The sequence below is a fragment of the Orrella dioscoreae genome (assembly GCF_900089455.2).
In the GTDB taxonomy this organism is placed as follows: domain Bacteria; phylum Pseudomonadota; class Gammaproteobacteria; order Burkholderiales; family Burkholderiaceae_B; genus Orrella; species Orrella dioscoreae.
In genome coordinates this window covers 1416493-1442077 of record NZ_LT907988.1, presented here as the reverse complement: position 1 = coordinate 1442077, position 25585 = coordinate 1416493, and the positions used below count along the sequence as shown (strand labels likewise).

General features: G+C 62.4%; 25 protein-coding genes. 1 reads left to right on the top strand and 24 read right to left on the bottom strand.

Going from position 1 to position 25585, the window contains the following annotated elements; translation table 11 throughout:
* Positions 1-12 precede the first annotated feature (12 nt).
* From trbL to ODI_RS06600, 15 genes are all read right to left on the bottom strand, one after another.
* The gene (gene trbL, locus ODI_RS06670) at positions 13-1404 is read right to left on the bottom strand and encodes a P-type conjugative transfer protein TrbL (RefSeq protein WP_067759156.1); all 1392 of its coding nucleotides are present in this window, start codon (positions 1402-1404) and stop codon (positions 13-15) included.
* The gene (locus ODI_RS06665; protein WP_067759158.1) at positions 1401-1715 is read right to left on the bottom strand and encodes a hypothetical protein; all 315 of its coding nucleotides are present in this window, start codon (positions 1713-1715) and stop codon (positions 1401-1403) included. Before ODI_RS06665 ends, trbL begins: the two co-directional genes overlap by 4 nt.
* 12 nt (positions 1716-1727) lie before the next feature.
* Positions 1728-2471, bottom strand: a complete 744-nt coding sequence (gene trbJ, locus ODI_RS06660) for a P-type conjugative transfer protein TrbJ (RefSeq protein ID WP_067759161.1) — start codon at positions 2469-2471, stop codon at positions 1728-1730.
* Positions 2468-4930 carry a conjugal transfer protein TrbE gene (trbE, locus tag ODI_RS06655; RefSeq protein ID WP_067759163.1) on the bottom strand — a complete coding sequence of 821 codons (2463 nt, stop codon included), beginning with the start codon at positions 4928-4930 and terminating at the stop codon, positions 2468-2470. Before trbE ends, trbJ begins: the two co-directional genes overlap by 4 nt.
* Before the next feature lie 12 nt (positions 4931-4942).
* On the bottom strand, positions 4943-5227 hold the full coding sequence (locus ODI_RS06650) for a VirB3 family type IV secretion system protein (protein WP_067759165.1): 285 nt from the start codon (positions 5225-5227) through the stop codon (positions 4943-4945).
* On the bottom strand, positions 5224-5601 hold the full coding sequence (locus ODI_RS06645; protein ID WP_067759168.1) for a TrbC/VirB2 family protein: 378 nt from the start codon (positions 5599-5601) through the stop codon (positions 5224-5226). Before ODI_RS06645 ends, ODI_RS06650 begins: the two co-directional genes overlap by 4 nt.
* Positions 5598-6665: a P-type conjugative transfer ATPase TrbB gene (gene trbB / locus ODI_RS06640; protein ID WP_067759170.1), complete on the bottom strand. Its 1068-nt coding sequence runs from the start codon at positions 6663-6665 to the stop codon at positions 5598-5600. Before trbB ends, ODI_RS06645 begins: the two co-directional genes overlap by 4 nt.
* Positions 6662-7138, bottom strand: coding sequence for a ribbon-helix-helix protein, CopG family (locus ODI_RS06635; protein WP_067759172.1), 477 nt, complete (start codon positions 7136-7138; stop codon positions 6662-6664). Before ODI_RS06635 ends, trbB begins: the two co-directional genes overlap by 4 nt.
* Positions 7135-9141 (bottom strand): conjugal transfer protein TraG, encoded by a 2007-nt coding sequence (locus ODI_RS06630; RefSeq protein WP_067759174.1) that lies wholly within the window; start codon positions 9139-9141, stop codon positions 7135-7137. Before ODI_RS06630 ends, ODI_RS06635 begins: the two co-directional genes overlap by 4 nt.
* A 235-nt stretch (positions 9142-9376) precedes the next feature.
* A complete protein-coding gene (locus ODI_RS06625) occupies positions 9377-9643 on the bottom strand; it encodes an EexN family lipoprotein (protein ID WP_425524402.1) in 267 nt (88 codons plus the stop codon).
* A 2-nt stretch (positions 9644-9645) separates the two neighbouring features.
* Complete coding sequence (locus tag ODI_RS06620; protein WP_067759178.1) at positions 9646-10590, bottom strand: LysR family transcriptional regulator; 945 nt, start codon at positions 10588-10590, stop codon at positions 9646-9648.
* Between the two features lie 133 nt (positions 10591-10723).
* Positions 10724-12199 carry an efflux transporter outer membrane subunit gene (locus tag ODI_RS06615; RefSeq protein WP_074046850.1) on the bottom strand — a complete coding sequence of 492 codons (1476 nt, stop codon included), beginning with the start codon at positions 12197-12199 and terminating at the stop codon, positions 10724-10726.
* A gap of 3 nt (positions 12200-12202) precedes the next feature.
* Positions 12203-15400: an efflux RND transporter permease subunit gene (locus ODI_RS06610; protein WP_067759406.1), complete on the bottom strand. Its 3198-nt coding sequence runs from the start codon at positions 15398-15400 to the stop codon at positions 12203-12205.
* A gap of 1 nt (position 15401) precedes the next feature.
* The gene (locus ODI_RS06605; protein ID WP_074046851.1) at positions 15402-16562 is read right to left on the bottom strand and encodes an efflux RND transporter periplasmic adaptor subunit; all 1161 of its coding nucleotides are present in this window, start codon (positions 16560-16562) and stop codon (positions 15402-15404) included.
* 73 nt (positions 16563-16635) lie between these two features.
* The gene (locus ODI_RS06600) at positions 16636-17022 is read right to left on the bottom strand and encodes a DUF1360 domain-containing protein (RefSeq protein ID WP_067759184.1); all 387 of its coding nucleotides are present in this window, start codon (positions 17020-17022) and stop codon (positions 16636-16638) included.
* A gap of 106 nt (positions 17023-17128) precedes the next feature.
* Between ODI_RS06600 and ODI_RS06595 the strand changes: the two genes are divergently transcribed.
* On the top strand, positions 17129-17803 hold the full coding sequence (locus ODI_RS06595) for an ArsR/SmtB family transcription factor (protein ID WP_067759408.1): 675 nt from the start codon (positions 17129-17131) through the stop codon (positions 17801-17803).
* A gap of 83 nt (positions 17804-17886) precedes the next feature.
* On the opposite strand, the gene ODI_RS06590 is transcribed toward ODI_RS06595, so the two are convergent.
* From ODI_RS06590 to ODI_RS06540, 9 genes are all read right to left on the bottom strand, one after another.
* A complete protein-coding gene (locus ODI_RS06590; protein ID WP_067759187.1) occupies positions 17887-19893 on the bottom strand; it encodes a relaxase/mobilization nuclease and DUF3363 domain-containing protein in 2007 nt (668 codons plus the stop codon).
* A 448-nt stretch (positions 19894-20341) separates the two neighbouring features.
* Positions 20342-20941 (bottom strand): S26 family signal peptidase, encoded by a 600-nt coding sequence (locus tag ODI_RS06580; protein WP_067759190.1) that lies wholly within the window; start codon positions 20939-20941, stop codon positions 20342-20344.
* On the bottom strand, positions 20938-21483 hold the full coding sequence (locus ODI_RS06575; RefSeq protein WP_067759193.1) for a DUF2840 domain-containing protein: 546 nt from the start codon (positions 21481-21483) through the stop codon (positions 20938-20940). The genes ODI_RS06580 and ODI_RS06575 overlap by 4 nt, the downstream gene beginning before the upstream one ends.
* The gene (locus tag ODI_RS06570; protein ID WP_067759411.1) at positions 21480-21764 is read right to left on the bottom strand and encodes a chromosome partitioning protein ParB; all 285 of its coding nucleotides are present in this window, start codon (positions 21762-21764) and stop codon (positions 21480-21482) included. Before ODI_RS06570 ends, ODI_RS06575 begins: the two co-directional genes overlap by 4 nt.
* Positions 21761-22399, bottom strand: coding sequence for a ParA family partition ATPase (gene parA, locus ODI_RS06565; RefSeq protein WP_067759196.1), 639 nt, complete (start codon positions 22397-22399; stop codon positions 21761-21763). The genes ODI_RS06570 and parA overlap by 4 nt, the downstream gene beginning before the upstream one ends.
* A 301-nt stretch (positions 22400-22700) precedes the next feature.
* Positions 22701-23558 (bottom strand): replication initiator protein A, encoded by an 858-nt coding sequence (locus ODI_RS06555; protein ID WP_067759414.1) that lies wholly within the window; start codon positions 23556-23558, stop codon positions 22701-22703.
* A 26-nt stretch (positions 23559-23584) separates the two neighbouring features.
* On the bottom strand, positions 23585-23869 hold the full coding sequence (locus tag ODI_RS06550) for a helix-turn-helix transcriptional regulator (protein ID WP_067759199.1): 285 nt from the start codon (positions 23867-23869) through the stop codon (positions 23585-23587).
* A 111-nt stretch (positions 23870-23980) separates the two neighbouring features.
* Positions 23981-24760 (bottom strand): DUF2285 domain-containing protein, encoded by a 780-nt coding sequence (locus ODI_RS06545; protein ID WP_067759200.1) that lies wholly within the window; start codon positions 24758-24760, stop codon positions 23981-23983.
* 329 nt (positions 24761-25089) lie between these two features.
* Entirely contained in the window at positions 25090-25437 is a 348-nt protein-coding gene (locus ODI_RS06540) for a DUF2958 domain-containing protein (protein ID WP_067759202.1), read from the bottom strand.
* Positions 25438-25585 lie beyond the last annotated feature (148 nt).

Genomic DNA, 25585 nt, shown 5'->3' with positions numbered 1-25585 from the left:
TCTCCTTGAAAGTCAGCTATCGGAATCGCGCAGGCTCGGGCCTTGGCCCGAACCGCCGCCGTCGCCACCGCGCAGCGTGTGCGCGGCCGTGGTGGTGGCCTGGGTGAGTCGTTGGCGGCGTTGCAGGCGCTTCGCCCAGTCCGGTTGTCCCTGCTTCTGCGCGTTGGCTTCGCCAGCGGTATCGCCTGTGGTGGCCTGCCCGGAACTGGCGGCACCACCACCTGAACCACCATCGGTGCCAGAGCCTTGCCAGCCTGCTTTGAATGGCGCGGCAGCCTTGGCCGCCGCTGCCTTGATACCAGTACCTGCACGTTGGCCTGCCGCCTGTGCGCCGCCTTTGGCAACACTACCCAGCCCTGCCATCGCACCTTTGGCTCCGCCGCCTGCAGCGGCAGAACCAGCCTGGAAAGCCGACTTCGCACTGCCAGCCGCCGAGGTCACGGCCCGCGCGCCAGCCCCGGCCAGCTTGGCGGCAGCAGGTGCCATGCGTGCCCCGGCCATCACGGCACCGCCCACGCCGGTGGCAGCGGCACCCACGGCCACCGCCGCGCCTGCTGCACCGATAGCAGCACCGGCCATCGCGCCTGCACCAAGCTGCGGCGCGCCGGAGACAAGTCCGGTGGCAATACCAGGGCCGAAGATCCCCAGCGCCAGCAGCGTGAGCGAGGCCAGCATGATGACCACCGCATGGTCGATGGACGGCTCGTCGGGATGCACCTGGAACTCGGCAAACAGGCCTGAGCCGATGCCGACGATGACGGCCAGCACCAGCACCTTGATGCCCGACGACACCACATTGCCCAACACTTTCTCGGCGAGGAAGCTAGTCTTGTTCCACAGCGCGAACGGCACCAACACGAAGCCCGCGAGCGTGGTCAGCTTGAACTCGATCAGGGTGATGAAAAGCTGGATCGCCAGCACGAAGAAACACAGGATCACCACCGCCCAGGCCAGGAACATGACCACGATGGGCGTCATGTTCACGAACACTTCGGGAAAGCCCGCCATGTCGCTGATCTGCTCAAGGATCGGCGCGGCCGCGTCGATGCCGGTCTTGGCCAGGCGGCCCGGTTGCAGGAAGTCGCTCATGCTCATCGTCGAGCCGCTGGCCGTCAGGCCCAGGCCCGCGAACGAGCGGAACACGATGCTGGCCAACCAGTTGAAGTTGATGATGATGTAGGCGAAGGCGCCGACGTAGAGCACCTTGCGCAGCAGCTTGGCGATCACGTCATCGCCTTGGCCGGTGGCGTGGCTCATCGCCCAGTACAGCCCGGCGATGGTCATGTCGATGACGATCAGCGTGGCGGTGAGGAATGCGACTTCGCCCTGCAGCAGCCCAAAGCCCGAGTCGATGTAGCGCGAGAAGGTGGCAAGAAAGCGGTCGATCACTGTCACGTCATTCATGGCACCTCCCCCTCGAAGGGCATGGCGTCCTGGTCACTGGCGGGTGTGTCGAAGCTCGGCGGGATCGGCGGCAACTCGGCCAGCGTGCGGAACTCGTCAGGCTCGGTTTCACCGGCGAAGAAGCGCCGCCGGAAAGCATCGGCAGCGGCCAGGCAGGCGTCTTCGCCTGCCGTCGTCCTGTCGGCGGCACACTGTGCACGCAAAGCCTTGAGCCGCACGGGATCGGCGGCCAGGGCAGCGGCCAGGTCTTCGGTCGGCTGCTGGCTGCAAGCGACCAGCAGCACAGGTAGCAGCAAGGAAACGCATCGCATGGCCGTCTCCCGTCAGTTGCCGTAGAAATCCACGCGCTGCGGCGTGTAGGGCGTGCCATCCCCCAGGAAGCGGCGCGTCACTTCACGGCCACGTTCGACAGCCGCCGCCTGGCGTGCCAGTTCTAGCGCGGCGGCGCGCTCTTGCGTGATCTGGAGCTGCTGCGCCTGGATGGACTGCTTGGCCTGCAAGGCCAGAAGCTGGTTGGTCGCCTGCATGGCTTGCAGCGCGCCGGTGGCTGACTGACTCTGGCTGACTAGGTCGGACAGCGCACTTTCGTCTTGCGCCAGGTTCTGCGACACCTGCGCCTGCATCCGCATCGCGGTGTGCAGGCCGTTCAGCGTGTTCTTCCAGCGCTCCTGCGCATCGCGCAGCATCTGGTCGCCGCTGACGGTCGCGGCATACTGCTCCGGGTACAGCCGGGCGAAGGTGGCATCCATGCTCTGCACGTCGTAGGCCAGGCCGCGCGCCTCGGCGATCAGGCGTTCGGTGGTCGCCAGCGTCGAACGCAGGCGATTGACGATATTGAAGTCCAGATTCGCCAGATTGCGCGCCTGGTTCATCAGCATCTGCGCTTCGTTCTGAAGCTGGTTGATCTGGTTGTTGATCTGCTCCAGCGTGCGCACGGCGGTCAGCGTGTTCTGCACGAAGTTGGACGGATCGAACACTGTCAACGCGGATGCGGGCGGAACGGCCAGAAGCGACACCGACAGCACGGCGGCGAGCGAGGCGGACAGCAAACGGGGCTTGGTCTTCATGGTGAAACCTCCAGGGGATCAGATGCGAGGAAGGACGCCGCGGCCGGTGAAAAACCGGGGAAAGAAGGCAACAGGTCGGCAGCCCAATCGAGGCTGCGATGACGCAACCAGGCACCGGCAAACCCCGGTGTGCCGGCGTTCAACAGCACGCGATCCATGTCGCGTTGGTCTTGCGGAGTGGAAGCCCCGGCAAAGGCCAGCGTGGCTGGCCCCAGGTCGAGGTCGAACAGGCGATTGCCCAGGCGAGATTGGTAGTAGTAGTCACGCTTGGGCTGCGCGGTCGCCACGATCTCGATCTGGCGCGCGTTCAGCCCGAAGCCTTCGTAGATCGTGCGGATCTGCGGCTCGGTCGCCTGTGGGTTAGGGAGAAAAATCCGACTGGCACAGCTTTCGATTACCGCCGGAGCAATGCTCGAATCCTTGATGTCGGCCAGCGACTGCGTGGCGAAGATGACGCTGACGTTCTTCTTGCGCAGTGTCTTGAGCCATTGCCGGATGCGGGCGGCGAACACCGGGTCATCGAGGAACAGCCAGGCTTCATCGAGGATCAGCAGCGTGGGCGCGCCGTCGAAGCGTTCATCGAAGCGGGCGAACAGGTAGCCCAGCACGGCCAGCACTGCCGCCTTGCTGTGCATCAGTTCTTCCATCTCGAAGCACTGCACAGAGCCTGAGCCAAGACGATCCGAGTCTGCGTCCAGCAGCTTGCCGTGCGCGCCGCCCAGCACATAGGGTGCGAGCGCCTGGCGCAGTGCGTTCGATTGCAGCAGCACCGACAGGCCCGTCAGCGTGCGTTGCTCCACCGGCGCACCGGCGAGGCTGCCCAGTGCCGACCAGATCGCTGCCTTCTCGTCCGGGCCGATGTCCACACCTTCATGCAGCAGGCGGCCTTCCACCCACTCTGCGGCCCAGGTGCGGTAGCCCTCCTGGTCGATGCGGGCCAATGGCTGGAAAGCAATCGCCCCGTCGTTGCCCAGGTCGTAGTGCTCGCCGCCCAGCCCCAGGATGGTGGCGCGCATGGAGCGCCCCATATCGAAGGCGAAGATCCGCGAGCCGGGATAGCGGCGAAACTGCATCGCCAGTGTGGCGAGCAACACCGACTTGCCCATGCCGGTTGGCCCGGCGACCAGCGTGTGGCCCACGTCGCCGATGTGCGTCACCAGCCGGAACGGCGTCGCGCCGTCGGTGCGGGTGACGATCAGCGGTGGGCCATCCAGATGCGCGTTCTTCTCCGGCCCGGCCCACACAGCGGACAACGGCATCATGTGTGCCAGGTTCAGCGTCGAGACGATGGGCTGACGCACATTGGCATAGGCATTGCCGGGAATGGACGACAGCCAGGCATCCACCGCATTGAGGGCTTCGGGGATGGTGACGAAGCCTCGGCCCTGGATGACGCGCTCCACCATGCGCAGTTTCTCGTCGGCCACCGCTGGGTCGGTGTCGAGCACCGTCACGGTGGCCGTCAGGTAGCCAAAGGCGACTTGATCGCTGCCCAGCTCCTGCAAGGCAGCATCGGCGTCGGCGGCCTTGTTGTTGGCGTCGGTATCGACCAGCGGGCTTTCCTGCTGGAAGATGGTTTCGCGCAGCAGCGCGACGACGTTCTTGCGCTTGGCGAACCACTGGCGGCGCAGGCGGCCCAGTTCCTTTTCCGCCTCGGCTTTGTCCATGCAGACAAAGCGCGTGCTCCAGCGGTAGCCGAAGCCCAGGCGATTGAGGTCGTCCAGAATCCCCGGCCAGGTCGAGGTCGGGAAGCCCCGTACCGACACCACCCGCAAGTGCTGGTCGCCCAGCATGGGCGCGAGGCCACCGACCAGGGCGGCATCGGCCAACAGTGCGTCGATGTGGAACGGCACGTCGGGCACGCCGACGCGGTAGCGCCGCGTGGACACCGTGGCGTGCAGGTAGGTCAGCGTCTGCGCGTCATCCAGCCAGGCAATTTCCGGCATCACGCCGTCGAGCAGGTCGAAGACGCGATCCGTTTCAGCCACGAAGGCTTCCAGCCGACCCTGCCAGTCCACGCCATCGCCCGGCGCGTTTTCATAGAGCATCTTGGCGGCTCGGGCGCGGGATTCTTCCGGCGGCAGGTAGGCCAGCGTCAGGTGGTAGGCACTTTCATAGTGATGGCCCGATTCCTCGAAAGCCGCGCGGCGTTCTTCCTCCACCAGCCAGGACAGCGGTTCGGGGAAGTCGGAACGCGGATAGCCCGCCGCAGCGCGGCGCTCGGCTTCAATGAATAAGGCCCAGCCCGATCCGAGGCGGCGCAGTGCGTTGTTCAAGCGCGCCGACGTGGCGATCAGCTCGCCTTGCGTGGCGCTGTCCATATCCGGCCCGCGAAAACGTGCTGTGCGCTGGAACGAACCATCCTTGTTCAAGACGACGCCCGGCCCGATCAGCCCGGCCCAGGGCAGCCAGTCGGCCAGCAGCGCGGGCCGCTGGCGGTATTCGGCAAGGTTCAGCATGTCGGCTTCTCCCTATGCGTCCAGCAGCGGCTTGTGCTTGATGTGCCGAGCGAAGACCTGCATGAACTGCGGATCGACGCGAGCGCCCCAGACCGCCAGCGAATGGCCGACGATCCAGAGCACCACGCCGGGAATCCACAGTTGCAGGCCCAGCCCGACGGCGGCGGCCAGCGTGCCGTTGGCGATCGCCAGGGTGCGCGGCGCGCCGCCCAGCAGGATCGGCTCGGTCAGCGAGCGATGCAGCGGAATCTCGAAACCGGGTGCGAAACCCGGCGCACCTTCGTTGGCGGCACTCATACGACCGCCCCGCCGGAGAAGCTGAAGAAGGACAGGAAGAACGACGACGCGGCGAACGCGATGGACAGGCCGAAGACGATCTGGATCAGCTTGCGGAAGCCGCCCGACGTGTCGCCGAAGGCCAGCGCCAGGCCCGTGGCGATGATGATGATGACCGCGACGATGCGGGCCACCGGCCCCTGGATCGACTCCAGAATGGATTGCAGCGGCCCTTCCCAGGGCATCGAGGAACCGGCGGCCTGCGCGGTGCCGGCCGTCATCAGCATGATGGCGGCCAGCATCAGGCCCCGATGGGCAGGCCGGGCCAGGCGCCGCAGGCGTGCAAGGATGGGAGCCGGATTTACGGAAGTACGGAAAGCATGGGTAGGCGTCATGGCAGTTCTCCAGAGGGATCGGGGGACGGGAAAGGCGCAGCGGTGGCGGCGCAGGAAACCGGCGGCAGCTCGGGAAGCGGCGCTTCCAGCGCGTCCGCCAGTTGGTAGCCGGCGGCGTCGAAGCCGACGACGCGGGCGATGCTTTCGACGCGGCGCTTGCGGCCACGTCCGGCGATGTGGATGACGACGTTGACCGCCTCGGCGATCAGCGCACGCGGCGGGTTCACCGCGACTTCGAGGATCAGTTGCTCCAGCCGCAGCAGCGCGCCCAGCGCGGAACCGGCATGGATGGTGGCGATGCCGCCGGGGTGGCCGGTGCCCCAGACCTTCACCAGATCCAGCGCTTCGCCGCCGCGCACTTCGCCGACGATCACGCGATCCGGGCGCAGCCGCATCGTGGCGCGCACCAGCTCCTGCATCGACACCACGCCTGCACGGGTGCGCAGCGGCACATGGTCACGGGCGGCGCATTGCAGTTCGATGGTGTCTTCGAGCACCAGAACGCGGTCGCCGGTGGCGGCGATCTCGGCCAGCAAGGCATTGGCCAGTGTGGTCTTGCCGGTACTGGTGCCTCCGGCGATCAGGATGTTGTGCCGCTCGCGCACGGCATGACGTAGGAACTCGGCCTGCCCAGCGCTCAGAATGCCGTCGGCCACATAGCGATCCAGACCGATGATGCTCACGGCACGCTTGCGCAGCGCAAAGGCCGGGCCGGGTGCGGCGGGCGGCAAGATGCCCTCGAAGCGTTCGCCCGTTTCAGGCAATTCAGCCGTCAACAAAGGTTGGCCGCGATGCACTTCCGCGCCAACGTGGGCAGCCACCAGCCGGATGATGCGCTCGCCATCAGCTTCGGGCAGCTCCACGCCCAACGGCGCACGGCCCGACGACAGCCGATCGAGCCATAGTGTGCGGTCGGGGTTGAGCATGACTTCCACCACGTCCGGGTCTTCCAGCGCGGCGGCAATCACCGGCCCCATCGCCGTGCGCAGCATCTGGATGCGGCGATCCTGGGACGCCGCAGCGGATGAACGCGGCTCGGGCGGGATTTGAGGAACGACACTCATGGCGCACGCTCCGCAGTGCGCTCATGGGCGGCAGCCATCGCCGCCGCGTCATCCATGCGCATTGGGTCGGGGTGCAGCTCTTCCACCACATCACGCACCAGGCTTCGACCGCGCAGCAAGTGACGGCCCAGTTGTTCGACGAACTGCTCGAATCGTGCCTTGCCTTGGGCGCGAGCCGCGTCCTGATGGGCCTCCGGCACCGGCGTGCTGACGGTCAGGTAGTAGCGAATAAACAGCGCCAGCGTTTCGATCTGGATGTTCTGGTCGCGCTCCAGACGCTCGGCTTGCCGCGACAGGCGATCCAGACGCTTGGCAATGGCGGCCTCGCGCTGGTCGCCGGCATCGGGCGACAGCCAGGATGCCAACGCAGCGGCGACGATGCTGGACTTGGACACGCCTTTCTTGGCGGCCAGCTCATCCAGACGCTTGGCGTGCTCGTGCTGGATGAACAGGTTCAATCGGTATTGGCTCATAAGTCGATTCCGTCGTTGGGGTTCAGCGATGCCAGCCGCGCCGTGCGTTGCAGAGCGGGGTCGAGCTGGCCGGAAAGCACCGGGGGCATGTCGTCGTCATCAAGCAGCGACAGGTCGCTGGTCGAGGCATCCATCTCGGGGGCATAGGCGATGGCTTCGGACAGTTCGGGCTGGCGGCGTGGGCCGCCGTCGTCGGTCGAACCCAAGGCCTCCAGGTCATCGGCGGATGCCGTGGCCGGTGCCGCAGGAACCGCAGGGATCGCCAGCCCGCTCCAGTCGTCAGGTCGTGCAGGCGGCACATCGGCATAGCGGCCTGCCGCCACCGCAGGCGGCGGAATTACCCGTTGCTTGAAATTGGCGTCGGCGAAGTAGCGCAGCTTCTTCGCCTTGATCGGCGCAACACTGGACACCATCACCACCGCCTCATCGGTCGGCAACTGCATCACTTCACCCGGCGTCAGCAGTGGCCGTGCGGTTTCTTGGCGCGACACCATCAGGTGCCCCAGCCACGGGGCAAGCCGGTGGCCTGCGTAGTTGCGCTGGGCGCGTAACTCAGTGGCCGTGCCCAATGTTTCAGAAATGCGTTTGGCCGTGCGTTCGTCGTTGGTGGCGAAGGTCACGCGCACATGGCAGTTGTCCAGAATCGAATGGTTCTGCCCATATGCCTTGTCGATCTGGTTCAGGCTTTGGGCGATCAGAAAGCTGCGAATGCCGTAACCGGCCATGAAGGCCAATGCCGTCTCGAAGAAGTCCAAGCGGCCCAGCGCCGGGAACTCGTCGAGCATCAGCAGCAGCTTGTGGCGGCGTTGGATGCCGTCACTGCCATCCAGCGATTCGGTGAGCCGCCGGCCGATCTGGTTGAGGATCAGCCTGATCAGCGGCTTGGTGCGCGAAACGTCCGACGGCGGCACTACCAGATAGAGCGATACCGGGTGCTCGGCAGAAATCAGGTCGGCGATGCGCCAGTCGCAGCGCGAGGTGACTTCGGCCACCGTGGGGTCGCGGTACAGCCCCAGGAATGACATGGCGGTGGAGAGCACGCCCGACCGCTCGTTGTCCGATTTGTTGAGCACTTCGCGGGCAGCGGATGCAACGACGGGATGCTGGGAATCGCCCAGGTGCTTGGTCGTCATCATCCGGTGCAAGGTCAGCTCGAATGGGCTGGCCGGGTCGGACAGGAAGTTGGCGACGCCGCGCAGCGTCTTGTCTTCCCCCGCGTACAGCACATGCAGGATCGCCCCGACCAGCAGCGCGTGACTGGTCTTCTCCCAGTGATTACGCTTCTCCAGCGCGCCTTCGGGATCGACCAGGATGTCGGCGATGTTCTGCACGTCGCGCACTTCATGCGCGCCGCGCCGCACTTCCAGCAGCGGGTTGTAGGCTGCCGAACTGGCATCCGTCGGGTTGAACAGCAGGCAGTGGCTGAATCGGCTGCGCCAGCCAGCGGTGATCTGCCAGTTCTCGCCCTTGATGTCGTGGATGACGGCGGATGCCGGCCAGGACAACAGCGTAGGAACCACCAGGCCCACGCCCTTGCCGGAGCGCGTCGGCGCAAAGGTCAGGACGTGTTCCGGCCCTTCGTGCCGCAGATAGTGGCCGTCATGCTGACCAAGAAAGACGCCAGCAGGCTGCGTCAGCCCGGCCTTGCGAATGTCGGCGGCATCGGCCCAACGGGCCGAGCCATAGGTCGTCACCTTGCGCGCCTGGCGCGAGCGCCATACCGACATGGCGATGGCGACCACCACAGCCAGCAGGCCGCTGCTTGCCGCGATCATGCCGCCGGTGTCGAAAACCTGCGGCGCGTAGGCGTCGAAGAAGAACCACCACTCGAACAGCTTCCACGGGTAATAGACCGGCGTGCCGTAAAAATAGAACCAAGGCGCGCCCAGGCGTAGCTGGTAGCCCAATGCGGCGGCTGTCCATTGCGTGGCACCCCACACACCGGCGATCACGATGCCGAACACGGCGGCGATCTGCCCGAACAACACGCCCTGAGCTTGCATACCCTGGCTTCCGATTTCTCCTGCGCTAATTCCTCGTGGAAAACGCGGCACAAAGGCGTGCCGCAGGCGTCAGGATCGGTGCCGATTCAGTGCCGGTCAAAGACCGTTATCGGCAGCAAGATGATGCAAAAAGCATGGTTTCATGCAGGGACGAAACCAGTAAAAACGCCGCAGGCGTGGGCGCGCTGCGGCGTGTCGAGAAATAAAATGAGGATGTGCGGCAAGCCGCCAACGGTCAGAACTTCGGCGGCGCTTCCGGTGGTGTGTAAGGCACCTTGCCGTCGCCAAAGAAGCGCTTGTTCGTCGCCTCCGCCACGTGGTTGCACAGCACGTCGCCCATCGTCGGGCGCTCGGTCTTGCAACGGCGGCGCAGCTCCTTCAAGCGCTCGGGATTGGCCGCTAGTTCTTCTACGGTCGGCACATTGGCTACCTGCTTCGATGGCTCGGATGGGCCGCAGGCGGACAGTACAGCGACCGACAAAAACAGAACAATCAGCTTCAGGCTCATGGTTCGATTTCCTCTTGAAGATCAGGCTCAACAGGTAGTGGGGATCTGCGGTCTTCCGGAGAGTCGATGGCCTGCACGCGCTCGATGAAACGCGCCAGCACGTCCGATGATTCACCTTCGCGGTGCAGCACATAGGTGGTCAGCATGGGGGAACGGCCCGCCAGCGGACGGGCGACCACACCAGGCTCGCGACTACCCGCGATATGCGGTGCTCCAGCAAGGCCCAAGGCGAAACCCGCCGCAACCAGTGCCATCATCAAGTCGAACGAGGCGACTCGCTCAGTAATCAAAGGTTCCATGTCTATCCGGCGAAGCACCCGATCCACCTGGCGGGCATGGCCCTCGCAGATTTGGGGATCGCATAACACCAAAGGATGACGAAGCACCTCTTCCAATGGGATACGCTTGTGTCTGAGCAACGGGTGACGCGCGGGAACCGCCACCATCAGCGCATCGCTCCACACCATCTTAGCTACGATGCCGTCGCCCACTTCGTCGGACTGCGCAAAGCCCACGTCGTACAGATCGTCCTGCAACCCCTTGATCTGTTGCGACAGCGGCACCTCGAACAGTCGGATCTCGACTTCGGGTTCCTCTTGGCGGCACAGCGCCAACAAGGTCGGCAGGCGCGATGGCGTGATGCCATCGGATAGCGCAATGCGCAACTGGCCGTGAAAGCCATTGGCTGCTGCCTTCACGCTATCGCGCGCCTGCTGCAAGGCGGTGAAGATGCGCGGCACATGCTCCAGGAACAGTTTTCCCGCTCGGGTCAGCCGCGTGCTGCGGCTAGTACGGATGAACAACTGTTCTCCGAGGTCTTCTTCCAGCTCCTTGATGGTGCGTGACAGCGGAGACTGCTCAATATGCAGCCGTTCAGCAGCGCGGGCAAAATGGAGTTCTTCTGCTACAGCAATAAAGCAGCGAAGGTGACGAAATTCCATAAACTAGCTCTTCAGCTCGAATAGAGCGTCAACACTCTGACTGGATATAAGAGGCAACTCTGCGTCCTTTCCTCCTGGCAGTCGCTGGATATCCCGAATTTCGCTCCATATTGCTTGATTTGTCATTTGAGGCTCAATTCAACTGTCTCCAACTGCCGCCCAGCGCACGTATAAGATCCACCGAAGCCCGTAACCGGGCCCCCTGAGCACGCACTAGTTCTAGCTGTTGCTCAATTAATGTTCTCTGCGCATCAAGATAGTAGAGGTAATCACTGTCGCCAATTTCAAACCGACTCTGCGCTTCGCTTGATGCGCTTTGAGCGGCCTCCTGTGCCAGGCGGAGCTGCTCTATTGCTTCATCAAGCGTTCGTATCGAAACCAAACTGTCTTCGACTTCTCGGAAAGCCTTGAGTACGGTTCCTCTGTATGCCGCGACTTCTTCTTGGTACCGTGCTCGCGCTTGCTCAATAGTTGCCTCGCGTCTTCCGCCATCAAAAATTGGCAAACTTAGAGCGGCCCCCACCAAAGGCCCCAATAGAAATGTTCGCTGCGACCAGTTGAATAGATTTCCTAAGCTGGATGACTCATAACCGGCAGATCCGGTTAGGCTCAGCGCGGGGAAATAAGCTGCCTTGGCCACGCCGACTTCCGCATTGGCAGCAGCCATCCGCCTTTCAGCGGAGGCGATATCAGGCCGGCGTTCCAACAATGATGATGGCAAGCCTGGCGGTATATTGACGGTGATGAAAAGCTGTTCATGACTGTCGTAGAAAAAATCGCTAGGTGCTCGGCCAAGGAGGACAGCCAATGCATGTTCCACAATCGCACGTTGACGTTGTACTGCAGTCAATGTTGCCCGTGATTTTGCTAATTCCGCTTGGGCGCTGGACAGGGCGCCCGGCCTTATAACGCCTTCAGCCAATTGCCGTTCAATCAGGCTTATTGTCTTTTCTCTGGTCGCCACAGCGCCCTGAGTTAGATGAATTTCACTATCTAACTGTCGAAGCAGGAAATAGGTGCTCGCCACATCAGCCTGAACCAAGAGTTTCAAAGCTGCCAGGTCATTTTTCTTGCTTTCATAATTCGCACGCGTAGCAGCAACCGCCGACGAGGTTTTTCCGAAAAGATCTACCTCGTAGGCTACTGACACCTGTGCCCGCCAGTAACTTTGATATATTTCTGGATCTCCATCTGGCAGGTATTGACCAGCACTCGAAATTCGCTGCCTTGTAGGGCCAGCGCTTGCCGAGACACTTGGGTAATAGGCTGCTTGTGCGTCCTTTATTAGAGCCCGAGCGCGGCCAAGCTGCGCTACTTTTGCGGCGATATCTTGATTCTCTGAAAGAGCTTTCGACTGTAGATCGGTTAGTTGCTCATCTTGAAATACACTCCAATCAGTATTGGATAATTCCTCAGGCACCGGCTCACCGATCTTCCAATTCCCAGCAACCTCTATATCCTCAAGCGATGGCGTCAATGCCTCCTTGTAGCTGTCGGGGACATTTAATGTCGGGCGTTGATAGGATGGAATCACGGAGCAGCCCGTCATTACCGATGCCAAGACGGCAAGGCATAATATTCGAGAGTCTATATTTCCTCTTATTTTCATTACTTATTCCCCCTTCTGACCAATAGCCGAGTGTGGCAACGTCACAGGAGGCTCATGTTGCGCGGCAGAATGCAGCTTTCCCGACGATAATTTTCGAGCAAGAAGATAGAAGACTGGTGTCAAGAAAAGGCCAAAGAATGTCACGCCCAGCATGCCGAAAAATACCGACACACCGATTGCATGTCGCATCTCCGCGCCAGCCCCGGTAGAGATGACCAGAGGGATCACGCCCATGATGAAGGCAAGAGATGTCATTAGAATCGGGCGAAGTCGGAGACGGCATGCTTCGAGAACCGCATCCAGCGTGCGCCATCCCGCCATCTCCAACTCCCTGGCAAATTCCACGATAAGAATCGCGTTCTTGGATGCCAGTCCGACCAGCACGATCAGACCGATCTGCGTAAAGATGTTGTTGTCCCCCTTCGTTATCCAAACGCCAAGGAGCGCGGAAAGAATGCTCATAGGGACAATCAGGATCACGGCCAGGGGCAGTGTCAGGCTTTCGTACTGAGCAGCAAGGACAAGAAAGACCAGCAACACGCACAAAGGGAAAATCCAAAGCGCGCTGTTGCCCGCGATGATCTGCTGGTACGTCAGATCGGTCCATTCATACTCGATACCTGAGGGCAGGGTTTGCGCCGCGATGCGTTCTATCGCCGCCATAGCCTGCGAAGACGAATATCCTGGTGCCGGCGAGCCGCTGACATCGGCGGAGGTATAGGCGTTGTACCTGGTGACTAGCTCAGGGCCATAGCTTTGCTCAATGGAAGCTACCGTGGACAGGGGCACCATCGCTCCGGCTGCCGTTCTGACTTGGAGCTTCAGCACATCCTCGGGATGAGCGCGATATCTGCCATCCGCCTGCACGCGAACCTGATACACGCGCCCCAACATGTTGAAGTCGTTGACGTAAAACGATCCAAGATTAGCCTGCATCGTCTGGAAGATGTCCGCGACCGATATCCCATACTGCTTGGCCGCAATGCGGTCGATGGACACATGCAACTGGGGGACATTGATCTGATAGGTCGAGAACAGCGACGTCAGCTCCGGTGCAGCCCTGGCTTTAGCCATGAATTCCTGGGTGGCCTTGAACAGAGCGTCGTAGCCGAGGTTGCCTCGATCCTCCAACTGGACCTTGAATCCGCCAGTAGAGCCCAGGCCCATAACCGGTGGCGCGGAGAACACGCCTGCAAACGCGGCTTTCTCCAGGCTTGAATACTTGCCGTTTAATGATGCCGCGATTTCATCGGCACTGAGACCGGCTCGCTCCGAGAACGGTTTCAAGAGAATAAAAGTCAGCCCGGAGTTTGCGCTGTTGGTGGTTCCGTTGAGTGACAGCCCCGCATATGACGAGGTGCGTGCCACTCCGGGTTCGGCCCTGGCAACCTCATTCATTTGCTTCAAAACAGCGTCCGTTCGATCAAGCGATGCGCCTGCCGGAAGCTGGACGAAGCTGATCAGGTATTCCTTGTCCTGTGAGGGGACGAATCCGCCTGGAATGCTTCGGCTCAGGAGGACCGTGATTACCACGAGCACCGCGTAAACGGCGACAACGAGAACCTTGCGCCGCCCCAGCCAAGCAACGCGCTGCCCATAGCGTTCCGAGCTGCGAGAAAAGGCGCTATTGAACCAAGCAAAGAAGCGCCCGAATACTCGATGCATGAGCCGGGTCAACCAGTCCGATTGCGCCCCATGCGGTTTCAGCAGCAGCGATGCCAGAGCCGGCGACAGCGTCAAGGAATTGACTGCAGAGATCACGGTCGAGACGGCAATCGTGACTGCGAACTGCTGGTAGAACCGCCCCGTTAATCCAGACAGGAAAGCCAGGGGAACGAAAACAGCCACAAGCGTCAGCGCGATTGCGATGATTGGGCCGCTTACCTCTTTCATCGCGCGGTAGGTCGCTTCACGAGGGAGCATTCCGGTTTCGATGTTTCGCTCGACGTTTTCCACCACAACGATGGCATCGTCCACCACGATACCGATGGCAAGCACAAGACCGAACAGGGAAAGCGCATTGATAGAAAATCCGAAGGCATGCAGGAAGGCCATGGTGCCAACAATGGACACCGGAACAGCCAGCAGCGGGATGATCGACGCACGCCAAGTCTGAAGAAACAGAAACACCACGATCACCACGAGAACGATCGCTTCGACCAACGTGTGAACCACCGCTTCAATGCTCGCCTCCACCGACTTGGTCGGGTTATAGGCGATCTCGTAATTCAGCCCGTCGGGAAACTGTTGCTGGAGCCGCGTCATCGTGCGCTCAACGTCGGATGCAATCTTGAGCGCGTTGGCCCCCGGTGCCTCTTGAATGGCAACCGCCACGGCCTCCCGCTCATTCAGATAGGTGCGCATGCCGTAGCTTTCTGCGCCCAGCTCCACTCGCGCCACATCCCGCAGCAGAGTCGTCCGGCCGCTCTGATCGGCGCGCAGGACGATATTGCCGAACTGTTCCGGACTGCTCAATCTGCCGTCGGTACTGACGGTCATCTGCAAGGGCGCGTCGGCCACCGTGGGGGCCGCGCCGATACTGCCGACTGCCGCCTGGGAATTCTGCTCTCGTATCGCAGCGATGACATCGGACACTGTCAGGCCACGTGCGGCGACCGCCGCGGGATCGAGCCAGACACGCATGGCATAGCCGCCTGGCCCCCATACTGTTACCTGGCCAACGCCTTCGATCTTCGCCAGTTCATCCTTGACATTGCGAATCGCATAGTTGCTGAGGTAATTGACATCGAACTGGCCGTCGGGAGACTCCAGGTGAACCGCAAGCGTAATGTTCGGTGAGCTTTTCACGGTTGTGACGCCCAAACGCTGTACCTCTTCGGGCAGACGTGGAAGCGCTTGGGACACCCGATTCTGAACCCACTGCTGCGCTTGATCCGGAGAGGTTCCCAATTTGAACGTCACGGTCAGGTAGAGATTGCCGTCATCATTTGCCAGCGACTGCATGTAGAGCATGTGCTCCACGCCATTGACTGACTCCTCAATGGGTGCGGCGACAGTTTGAGCGATCGTCGTGGCATTGGCCCCCGGATACTGCGCGTGAACCACGACAGACGGAGGGACAACCGCGGGATATTCGGAGACGGGCAGACGGAATAAGGCAATCAGCCCGCACAAAAAAATCAGCGTTGATAGGACGCCCGCGAATATGGGCCGATCAATAAAAAACTTTGAAATATTCATGTCAATCCCGCACGCCCTCATCAGCACCCGGGTCGGGAGGAACATCTGACTTCACTTTCTGACCCGGCTGAACGCGTTGTGCCCCGTCGACAATCACGAGATCTGCAGCACGCAAGCCTTGCAGTACTACCCTTTGCGTACCCTGACGGCTGCCGAGCGTCAGAATCCGCCGCTCGACTTGACCGTGGCCGTCGACGACAAGGACGAAGCGTCTGTCCTGATCGGTGCCGATAACAGCCTCGTCGATCAGCACCGCCCGATAAGCTTTTCCGGTTTGGAGGCGAACCCGGGCTTGCAGGCCGGGAATCATGATGCCATCCGTATTTGGCAGTAATGCGCGCATCCGGAGCGTTCCAGATCGCGTATCCAGTTGGTTGTCAACGGAAACCAGGGTTCCGCTATGCGGATAGTTTTCTTCGGCGATCAACCCCACCCTGACCGATGTGTCGTGAGCGCTCTTCGGATTACTGTAGTAGCGAAGATATGTGCGTTCATCGGCATTGAAAGAGACATAGATGGGACTTTGGCTAACAATTAATGCAAGCGGAGCTGCATCTTCTCCGGCCTTGATCAAATTTCCTTTGGTAATTTCAGCCCTTGAGATTTTTCCTGAAATGGGAGCAACGATTTTTGTATAAGCCAGATCCAGTTCTGCGCGCTTTACGCCAGCCTCGGCTGCCTGCAACGAAGAACGCGCCTCTTGCGCATCGTGTTGCAGCGCATCGAAATCTCGACGTGCGATCGCATTGGCCTCCACAAGACGTTTGCCTCGCTCCAATTCCTTAGCAGTGAATTGCACCCGATCGCGCGCTTGGGAGAGCATCGCCTGCATGCGCTGTAGTTCTATCGCGAATGGTGCAGGGTCGATTGAAAAGAGAAGCTGACCTTGGGCCACCTGCTCACCGTCCTTGAAATGAACCGCGGCGATCGTTCCCGCTACACGGGAGCGAACCTCCACGCGTTCTGGCGCTTCGAGTCGTCCCGTATATTCCTCCCAATCGGTCACTGTTTCTTCTGTCGCGGGCTTGACGGTAACTGTTACCAACGAACCATCTTCAGTGACACCCGCATTTACATCCGACGTGCGATAGTACGCCGCCGTGGTGCATAGGGCGAGAACGAGTAGTAGCGGAAGGATTCTCCGCTTTAGCTGGATTGGCATAGAGCAATTTCTTTTTGGTTAATAGCGCAAAAACTTAATGGCGGGTGATCGCTTCGATCACTCCCGGCATTAGTCATTTTTTTGCCATAATTTCTTTGACTTCTTTTTCTCGAACCTTCATGGCCATGGCAGTCAGGAAAACCTTGAAAAAGATCCCGCTAACAAAGGCACTCAGCGTAAGAGTGAAGAATGCGGAAACGACAAGGTCGGCCAGAAGGCTTCCGCTACTAAGAATCCTCGGGCGGTAGATCAGGATGCCGAGAAACACCACCCAGTGACTCATGCAATAGAAACACTGGAAGAGATAACCGACCATGTGCCCCAGCTTTTGCGTCCACGCTCGCAGCGGCGCGAAAACTTCGGTGTGTGTGATGGTGATGGCGATGCTGCTGGCAGCGAGGGCCAAGACAAGACATGCCCAGAAGGCATGCAGACTTTCATTGGTGAGGTAGGCATTCATTTCAATGACATCCAGATTGACGTGATTCGGTGAAGAGCTTGATTAGGCTTACGATAAAACAATCAAGAGATTGATTGAATGATAGAGTGAGTGTACCATGCTGTCAATGAGCACTCACGATCTGTCATCAGTCTTCAAGGATCCCGCCGACCTTGCCGACGTCGCAAAGACGTTGGGGCATGCCCACCGCTTGATGCTTCTACACCACATCTCCCAAGGCGAGAGTTCGGTGGAGCAGCTAGCCGAACGTTGTGGCTTGACCCTGGCGAACGCTTCGCAGCATCTGCAGCTCCTTAAGCGCGCTGGTTTTGTGGCGACCCGGCGTGAAGGTAAGCATGTCATCTACGCGCTGGATGATGCACCGGTGGCTGAATTGACCACCGCGCTCTGGAAATTCGTTCAACACAAGCGCAGCCAAATCGCACAGGTCGCCATGGATAGCTTGCATGAGCGCGACAAGCTGGAAGGTCTTACAGTTGAAGCATTGCTGCGCCGGCTATCTGAGGAGGCTGTGGTGCTACTGGACGTGCGACCGAGTGATGAGTTCACAGACGGCCACCTTCCCGGCGCCATCAATATTCCCCTGGATCAACTGGCTAGTCGGCTAGAGGAGTTGAAGACAGGTTCTCCGATAGTTGCCTACTGCCGAGATCCATACTGCGTACTGTCATCTGAAGCTGTGGCGTTGCTTCGCGCACGAGGTCACGAAGCACTGAAATTGTCGGGTGGCTTCCCGGCGTGGCGAGCCGCCGGTTTAAACGTTGATATCGCTGAAGGCTGATCCTGTGCGGGTATTTATTCATCTTCGGAGAGTGTTGAGAGAGGGATAAATCCAGGTTCAGCCATAGAAACATACGTGGCTAGCTAACCTACAATAGGCCCACGTTGCCTCCCAAACTCCCAGGACGCCCGGCCGCCGCGCATCGTCGCGGTGAGCTGCTTCCCCAGCCGCTGTTCGATCACCGGCCGCCACGGCACTAGGCTAAATCCCATGCCGTCATCGAGCATCGCGTAGCGACCGCTGGCGAGCATGACGGAGCGCCGGTAGATGCCGGCCACGCGCGTCCCGTCCGTTAAGGGTCGATGTTCCAGGCCAGTTTCTGCGGCAATGTCCTTTGCCGCCTGCGCCAGATCCCGATTGCGCAGCGTCCCCAGCAGGTTGCGAGCTAGGATCACCCGCAGCCCACGCCGCTGGGCCAGCCCGTGTTCTTCGAGGAAGTTGGCGCGCTGCTGCAAGGCTTCTTTGACCTCGGCACCAAAGCCAAAGTCACCCAACCCACGTCCGCCGCCGAGCAATTGCTGGTCGAGCCATGTCGCGCCGATCACACGGGCCTGCCGCTCGATAGGCAGATGCGATTTCAGTTCCACCGCCACGCCGCCTAGCCGTTGCACGTCGTACTGGCGGCCACGCTCAGCCAGGTCGTCCGGCACCTTCCATAGCCCTTCGGCCACGCGCTCCACGATGCCGGCCCGGCGCAGGGCTTCCAGCCGGCGAACGTGGGCCGCGACGACTTCCTGCGGGTCACGTCCGGCCTTGGCCCGGCCCTGCTCGATCGCCAGGTGATGATCGGTGCGGTACAGGCCATCGCTCGCCAGCGCGGCGATGCTCTTGTCGGCCGCCCGCACCTCGGCGGAACCGCCTACCTCCACTACCGCGCCGGTGGGATAGTTCGCCAGCTCGTCGCGGGCATTCAAGGCGACGTAGTGGGCCTTGCCGTCCACGCCGTCGATGACCAGATAGCTTCGGTCGTGCAGCTCGTCGGCCAGCCCCTTGGCGGCCACACGGCCAACGATGGTGCGGCCGGTTCCGTCGGCATCCTGGCCCGGCTCGAACACCGCCAGCTCGCGCAGCTTACCGCTCATGGCACGCTGCATCGTTCGGATGATGTCGCCACGCTCGCCCAGGGCGCGCAAGGTCTTCTCGGCATCGGCATGAATGGCCCAGGTGCCGGGCTGCGTCTCGTCGGCCAGACCCAGGCGCTGCAAGCGTTGCAGGCGGCCGATCAGCAGCAGGCGCTGACGTTGCAGCGCCGGTGCGTTGAACTGTTCGATCTGCACCCGGCCATTCTCGTCGGCCTCGCGTTGCAGGGTACGGTCGAGGCTCGTCCACCGCTCTTGCTCCACCTCACGCTGCAAGGTCTGCTGGATCTCCAGTTCGGTGCGCGGCCCCAGCCATTCCGTCGCCAGCTCGGCGGCCCGGTGGCGGAAGCCGTGGGCGATGTAGTCGCCGGCGATGATGAGGTCTTTGCCGGTGTCGTCGCGCCCGCGCACGATCAGGTGTGTGTGCGGGTTGTCCGTGTTCCAGTGATCGACCGCTACCCAATCAAGCCGCGTCCCCAGGTCGGCCTCCATTCGGTTCATCAGGTGCCGGGTGTAGGTGCGCAAGTCGTCCAGCTCGGCCCCGTCCTCCGGAGAGACGATGAAGCGGAAATGGTGCCGGTCGTCCTGGCAGCGTTCCTTGAAGGTGTCGAGGTCGGCTTCGTCGGCCTGCGGCCCGTAGGCCCGGCCGGGTTCGCCATCGCGGCCCGCGCCGTCGCGCTCGATGTAGCGCAGGTGCTTGGCGAGCGATTGCGGGCTGGCGTTACGCTGGTTGACCAGCAGGGTCTTAATGGTCACTCGCCGCGACATGGGCGTGAGCTTTGACCCAGCGAAGCGCGCCGCTGTGTGGCCGCGCCCCAGGCGTGAGCCGGGCCGCTGGCCTGCGCGTGCGCCGCTGTCACCGGCTGCGGAATTTCGCATCGAGGACTTGCCGCCGCTGGCCTTGCTTGCCTGCTTGAGTACCTTGGAAACGAAGCTCTGTCCCTGGCCCTTGCCCGGGTTCTTCGGGGCGCTGGGGCGCACCCGGAAATCGTCGTCGCGGCGGTCGGTCATGGCTGCGCTCCTCGAAAGTTACGGCGTGTCCTGTCGTGCGAAGCACGCGGACATGCCTGCATTGGCGCAACCCTCACGCCGAACACGGCACGGCGGCGAAGCCGCTCCGTGCCGTGCCACCCCCATGTGCAGACTGGCTTTCGACGCGGCCCGGTGCTGCGTCCTTTTGTCTTGCCTTCCGCCTTTGCCCCTCGCTGTCGCTTCGGGCGTCGGCGGCCCGGCGGCGCTGCGCTGCTTGCAGCCAGCCCGCCGGCGAACGCGCCAATGGCCGCAGGCCGAGCGCGTTCGAGGCAAGACGCCTGCACGCTGGACGGCTGCGCCGAAGGCAGCGCGAAGTGCGGTGCGAATGCACCCGTACTGCACGCGCGACGACACGGCGGCAGCCACTGGAACGACATGCCCGATGGCACGATGAGATGCACGGCAACGTGCAGCGAATCGGCGGCCATCATGGGCGTGTCTCCAGCCAGACCGGATGCGCGACGCCGATCACGGCGGATGCGCTGACCGGGCCGAAATACCGGCTGTCGAACGATGCCGGATTGGTCACGCTCAACAGGAACAGCTCGCCCGGTTCGAGGCGGCGGCAAAGCTGCAAGGATGGCAGCGGCCGGCCCAGCCGGTCGGCAGGCAGCACGGCGGCCGCAGGCTCGCCGTCGATGCGTACCTGACCGGCGACGATGCAAACGTGTTGCGGCGCGACCGCGCCCACACGTTTGAGCAGCGGAACGCGCGTCGGCAGGTAGCCGCGCTGCCCGGCCAGCATGGCGGCCCTGGCAGGCAGCGGCACCAGCACGATGCTGTCCACGGACAGCGGACGTGGCAGCGAGGCGGTGCGCGGGTCGAACGGTTCGATGCGATACCAGCCGACCGCCACGCTGTCGGACGGGTTGTAGGTCAGTCGCGGCAGCGGCGACACGAAAGCCGTCCAGGCCAGCGCAGCGAAGCCGATGGTGGCCAGTGTCGCCACGACGATGCGAGCACGCAGGCGCGAGCGAGGACGCGGCGCAACGGCAGGCGCGTTGGCGGTGGTGGTCGGGGCGGTCATGGCAACACCTTCCCGGTCAGCCAGGCGGCGTGCCGTTCGACGGTGTATTCGGGCAGCGCAAGGCGCGCCGCCAGACGGTTGCCCAGCGTGCGCCAGAAGGCGGGCGACACGTCAATGGCAGCGATGCCCAGTGCCTCGATGCCGCCGATGCGTTCCAGCACGGCGCGCACGTTGGCATCGCCTTCGGTGTGCAGCAGCAGGCGCGCGCCCGGGTGCACGCCGGGGATGCGCTGCGCCGCGTCCAGTGGCGTGCAAGCCTGCATCACCATGAGCTGCCAGCGGATCGTTCCATAGTCGTTGGCCTGCCAGCGGATGCGGCAGAGCATTGCGCCCGGCAGGAACACCGCGCAGCGCCGCCAGCGGTCTAGCTGGAGCGTGCGCGCAGGTTCACCGAAGCGCAGGTAGAGCTTGAAGCGATGTTCGAGGTAGGCCAGCGAAACGCGCGTCAGCGGCACGTTGTCGGCCTGTCCGGTGAGTGCTGCGGGATGCAGCGGCAGCGCAGCCGTGGCCGCGCCAGCGGCAGGCGAAGCGGATGTGGTCATGGCGTGTTCTCCCTGTGGTTCTCGGGAAACTCCCGCTCCAGCAGGCCGCGCAGCAAGTCGGCCACGGTCACGCCTTGCGTGAAGGCCGACACCTTGATGCGCGCCCGCATGGCGGGTGTGATGTCGAGGGTCAGGCGCGCGGTGTAGAGGTCGCCTTTGCCCAGCACATCGGCATCGCCTTGGCGAATCCACGCTTCGGCGTGCGGATTCGCGGGCGGACGTGCACCGATGCCGACGCGCTTGCCCGTGCGTTTGCTGTTGGGTGGCTGCTGCGCTGTCATGTCGGCCACCGCAGCAGTTCGTCCACCAGGGCGGTGATTTCGCGGGCGGCGGCGCTGTCGGGCGCCGTCTCGCGTGCGAGCCTGCCAGCGGCCACGCTGTCGGCGAACACGATGCGCTGATGCACTTCCGCGCGCAGCGCAGGAAGCGGCTGTTCGGCCAGCGATTGCCGCGCTTCACGGCCGATGATGGTGGTGCTGACGCGCCGGTTGATGACGAAGGCTGCGCGGAGCAGCGGACGGAACACCTGCGCTTCGCGGATCAGCGAAACCATTTCCGAGCTGGCCCAGAGGTCGTAGGGGCTGGGCTGCACCGGGATCAGCACACGCTCGGCCGCCAGCAGCGCGGAGCGCGCCAAGGCGGCGATCCTGGGTGGCCCATCAATGACGACGTGATCGGCCCGCCTGGCGAGTTCTGGCGCTTCCTGATGCAGCGTTTCGCGGGCAAGGCCCACGGCGCTGAACAGCCGTGGCAAGCCTTGCTGGCTTCTGCGTTGCGTCCAGTCCAGCGATGAACCTTGCGGGTCGGCATCAAGCAGGATGACCTGCTGGCCCCGCAGGGCCAGTTCCCCGGCGATATGGGTGGCGAGTGTGGTTTTGCCGACGCCCCCTTTCTGGTTGAGCAAGGCGAGAATCATGGCGCAGCCCTCCGGCTGAGAAGACCAGCCTGTTTTTGCCATGCCGAACGGGGTTGGTTTTGCCCTTGATTTCGCTGTTGGATTTGCCGCTGATTTTGACTTCCGGCAGTTGTCCACCGAAACGGCGCTTCTCTACTAAAAGTTAGAGAATTTAAGTTAGGTAAGTTAGAGGGCCGGGAAACCCAATGTTGGCGCGGCTTTGCAGCCGATTGGCACGCCTGATAGCACGATAAGGACACGCCTGATAGCACGATACCCCGCACGCCTGATAGCACGACACTATTCACAGGCTTTCCCGGAGTTATCCCCGTGCCGTCTGCGGCACGGGCCGGAAAGTCAGCAATTCCGTTCCATCGTCCGGCATGCGCTCGATTCCAAGGACATAGCCAGGCAACGATTGCCGCGCAACCAATGCGCGCAGATCGCAGGCGAAATCGTAGGGTTTGGCGGTACTGCCGGATTTCTGGTGCAGATAGCGAAAATCGAACTGCCAGCCATATTCCTGCTTGCCGCCATGCTTGCGCACCAGGCGGTACAGCCAGCGCTCGATGCCGCCGGTCAAGCGGAAGTACGTCGGGTCGATGGTCAGCACCAGGGCGGCATCCACCACGCCCGCATAGAACCAGTCTGGCAGGATCAGCTCGATGCCCAGCGGCGTGCCGCTGGTATCGGCCAGTTCCTTCCACTCGTTGATCCAGGAAAAGCGGTGCAGCCGCCTCCCGGTCGTCTCGCGGATGGAGGTGGCCACCGTGGTCGATTGCAGGCGATCCAGCGCCGCTTTCAGGCGCTGGTAGTCGCGAGAGCCAGTACCGCGCCCGATGAAGCGTAGGATCTCGTAGGGTGTGGCACGCATCAGCCGGGATGTAGGTAAACCCGCGTCCTTGGCTTCGACGATCTGGCTGGCAGCCCAAATCAGGATGTCCGCATCCCAGATCGTGGCGATGCCGTGCTCCTGCGTGCCTTCCACGCGGATGGTGATGTTCCCGCTGCGAAAGTCGATCGGCACTGTGCGCCGTGACTTTGCCAGCGAGAAGAACGGATAGGCCATCAAGTCCTGGGCATCGCGCGGCGCCATGTCGCCCGGCAAGGCGCGAAACAGATCGAGCTGTTCGCGCTCTTGCGGCGGTCGCTGCCGGGATGGCAGCGATGGGCTGGACATGGTGATGGCCACCGGCGATGCACCAATCAGCGGCGATCACGGTAATCACCCGCATGGCGCTCGGCGTACTCGGGGTCGGACGTGGCGTCGAAGCTGCGCGCATCGGCCCAGGCATCCAGGTCGGCTACGGCATACATGACGCGCCGGCCGAATTTACGGAACTTCGGCCCGCCGCCGATCACGCGCTGTTTCTCCAGCGTGCGCGGCGAGAGGCGCAGGTAGTCAGCGGCCTCGTCGTTGGTGAGATAGCGTTGGGGCTGCGCAGGCGCAGCGGCAACAGTGGCGGCAGGCCGCAAGGGAGCAGGACGCATGGGAAGTACCTCCATCAAGCCCGGCCACACCACGCGGCCGGATAGAGGCACTTTCAAGAAATTCAGGCTTCTTGCTAAGGGACGAATTGCAGGGACTGCAAAACGTCCCCCTTACTGCGATGCAACTGGCGCAAGCTGCGCCAGACTGCGATAGCCGCCGCGCATCAGCGCCTCGCCACGACGCACCAGCCGCCGCACGCGGGCACGCAAGGCGCTGTCCTTATGCCAGTCAGCCGCGACGGCATCCACACCGAACAAGCCTTCAGCCACCTCGCGCAAGGATGCACCCGCCTGGGTCGCATCGAGCGCCTGCAGGGTGTGCAACTCCAACAACGCAACCGCCGACGGGCGTGGCCGAGTCGTCACCACGTGCGCAGCCTCCGGCAATCCAGCCAGCTTGTTCAACTGGGCGATCAGCGCTTGGTAGCGGCCGCATGGCACCGCGCAGGCGCGGATGGCATAGGCGTAAGCCGTGCCATCGACCAGGCCGGGCGCGAGCGCGAAGCGCAGGCAGCACCCCGGCCATCGCGCCACTAGCACCAAGCGCTTACCGTCGTGAATCAGGTGTTTGGTGCCTGGAATACGCCAAAACTCGAACACGACCGCATCGGGTGGCGGGTCGGCGTCTGGGTAGAGCTGCACCACGGCATCGTGATCGGGGAACCAGGCCGGGTGCGCGTCCCGCGCATCTAGGGCCGGGTCTTCCAGCAGGCGCAGCCCCCAGCGCTGCGCCGCATCTGGCCTGCGACGACGGCGCAGCCAGTCGAGCCGGTAATCAGGATTGCGGCGCAGGTACTCCCAGGCCAGGGCTGGGCCATCGAGATGCAGCGTGTAAAGATACGCGGCGTTCGGATACCAGTGCTCGTGGTGTTCATCGCTCGGGTCTGCCATGTCGTAACCTCCTGTCGGACAGCAGGAACGTCGCCACGGGCGTGAAGAAGGCAAACTACGGCGTCATCGGCAAACCGTCATGGATGGCTGGGTAAACTGGCAGTGTCAAGACCGATTGGCTCCGAAGCGTTGCGTGGTTCGTCCGAATGCGACGACCGCGAAACCCGAAAATGGTGCGCGGCATCGGATACCGTGCCGCAGCCCGCGCCAAAGATCATGACTGTTTGCAGCAGACTCGCACCGCTTCGGTGCAAGAGTGCCGATTCAGACCGTACAGGTCACAGATCAGACCAAAATAGACTGAATGCGCCCGCCTTGGATGTGGTGGTTCAGTCTGGAATGGAGCCGTTTTCCTCTGCCAGCCGCAGATATTCCGATAACCGCCGGGTCGGCTGGAAGTAGCGATCACGCATCACGGGCTGCTTGCGCGGGCCGACGATGGATGCCAAATCGGACAGCTTCACTGTGCCCAGGGCAGGCATGCCCAAGCCCAGGTCGATCAGGCCATAAGCGGTGTCACCGTCTGCGGGGTCAAGCGCTGCCAGCAGCCAGGTCAGGTGCGCATCTGGCGTGAACAAGCGAACAACCGGCAGTGGATCGGTTTCTTGCCCGTCAGCGCGGGCTTGACCATTGACCAGCAAGCGGATGCGGTCGTCGTCGGCGATGAGCATCGTCATGGCTGTGTTCCTGCCAATACCCGAATCCGCATTGCCGCTTGTCTGCCTTCCCACGCAAGCGCAGATGCGCAAACCCACACTTCCCCAGAAGCGCAAAGACACACAGGCGCATGTGCGGAAGTCAGAAAAGGCACGAATCAGGTTCTCC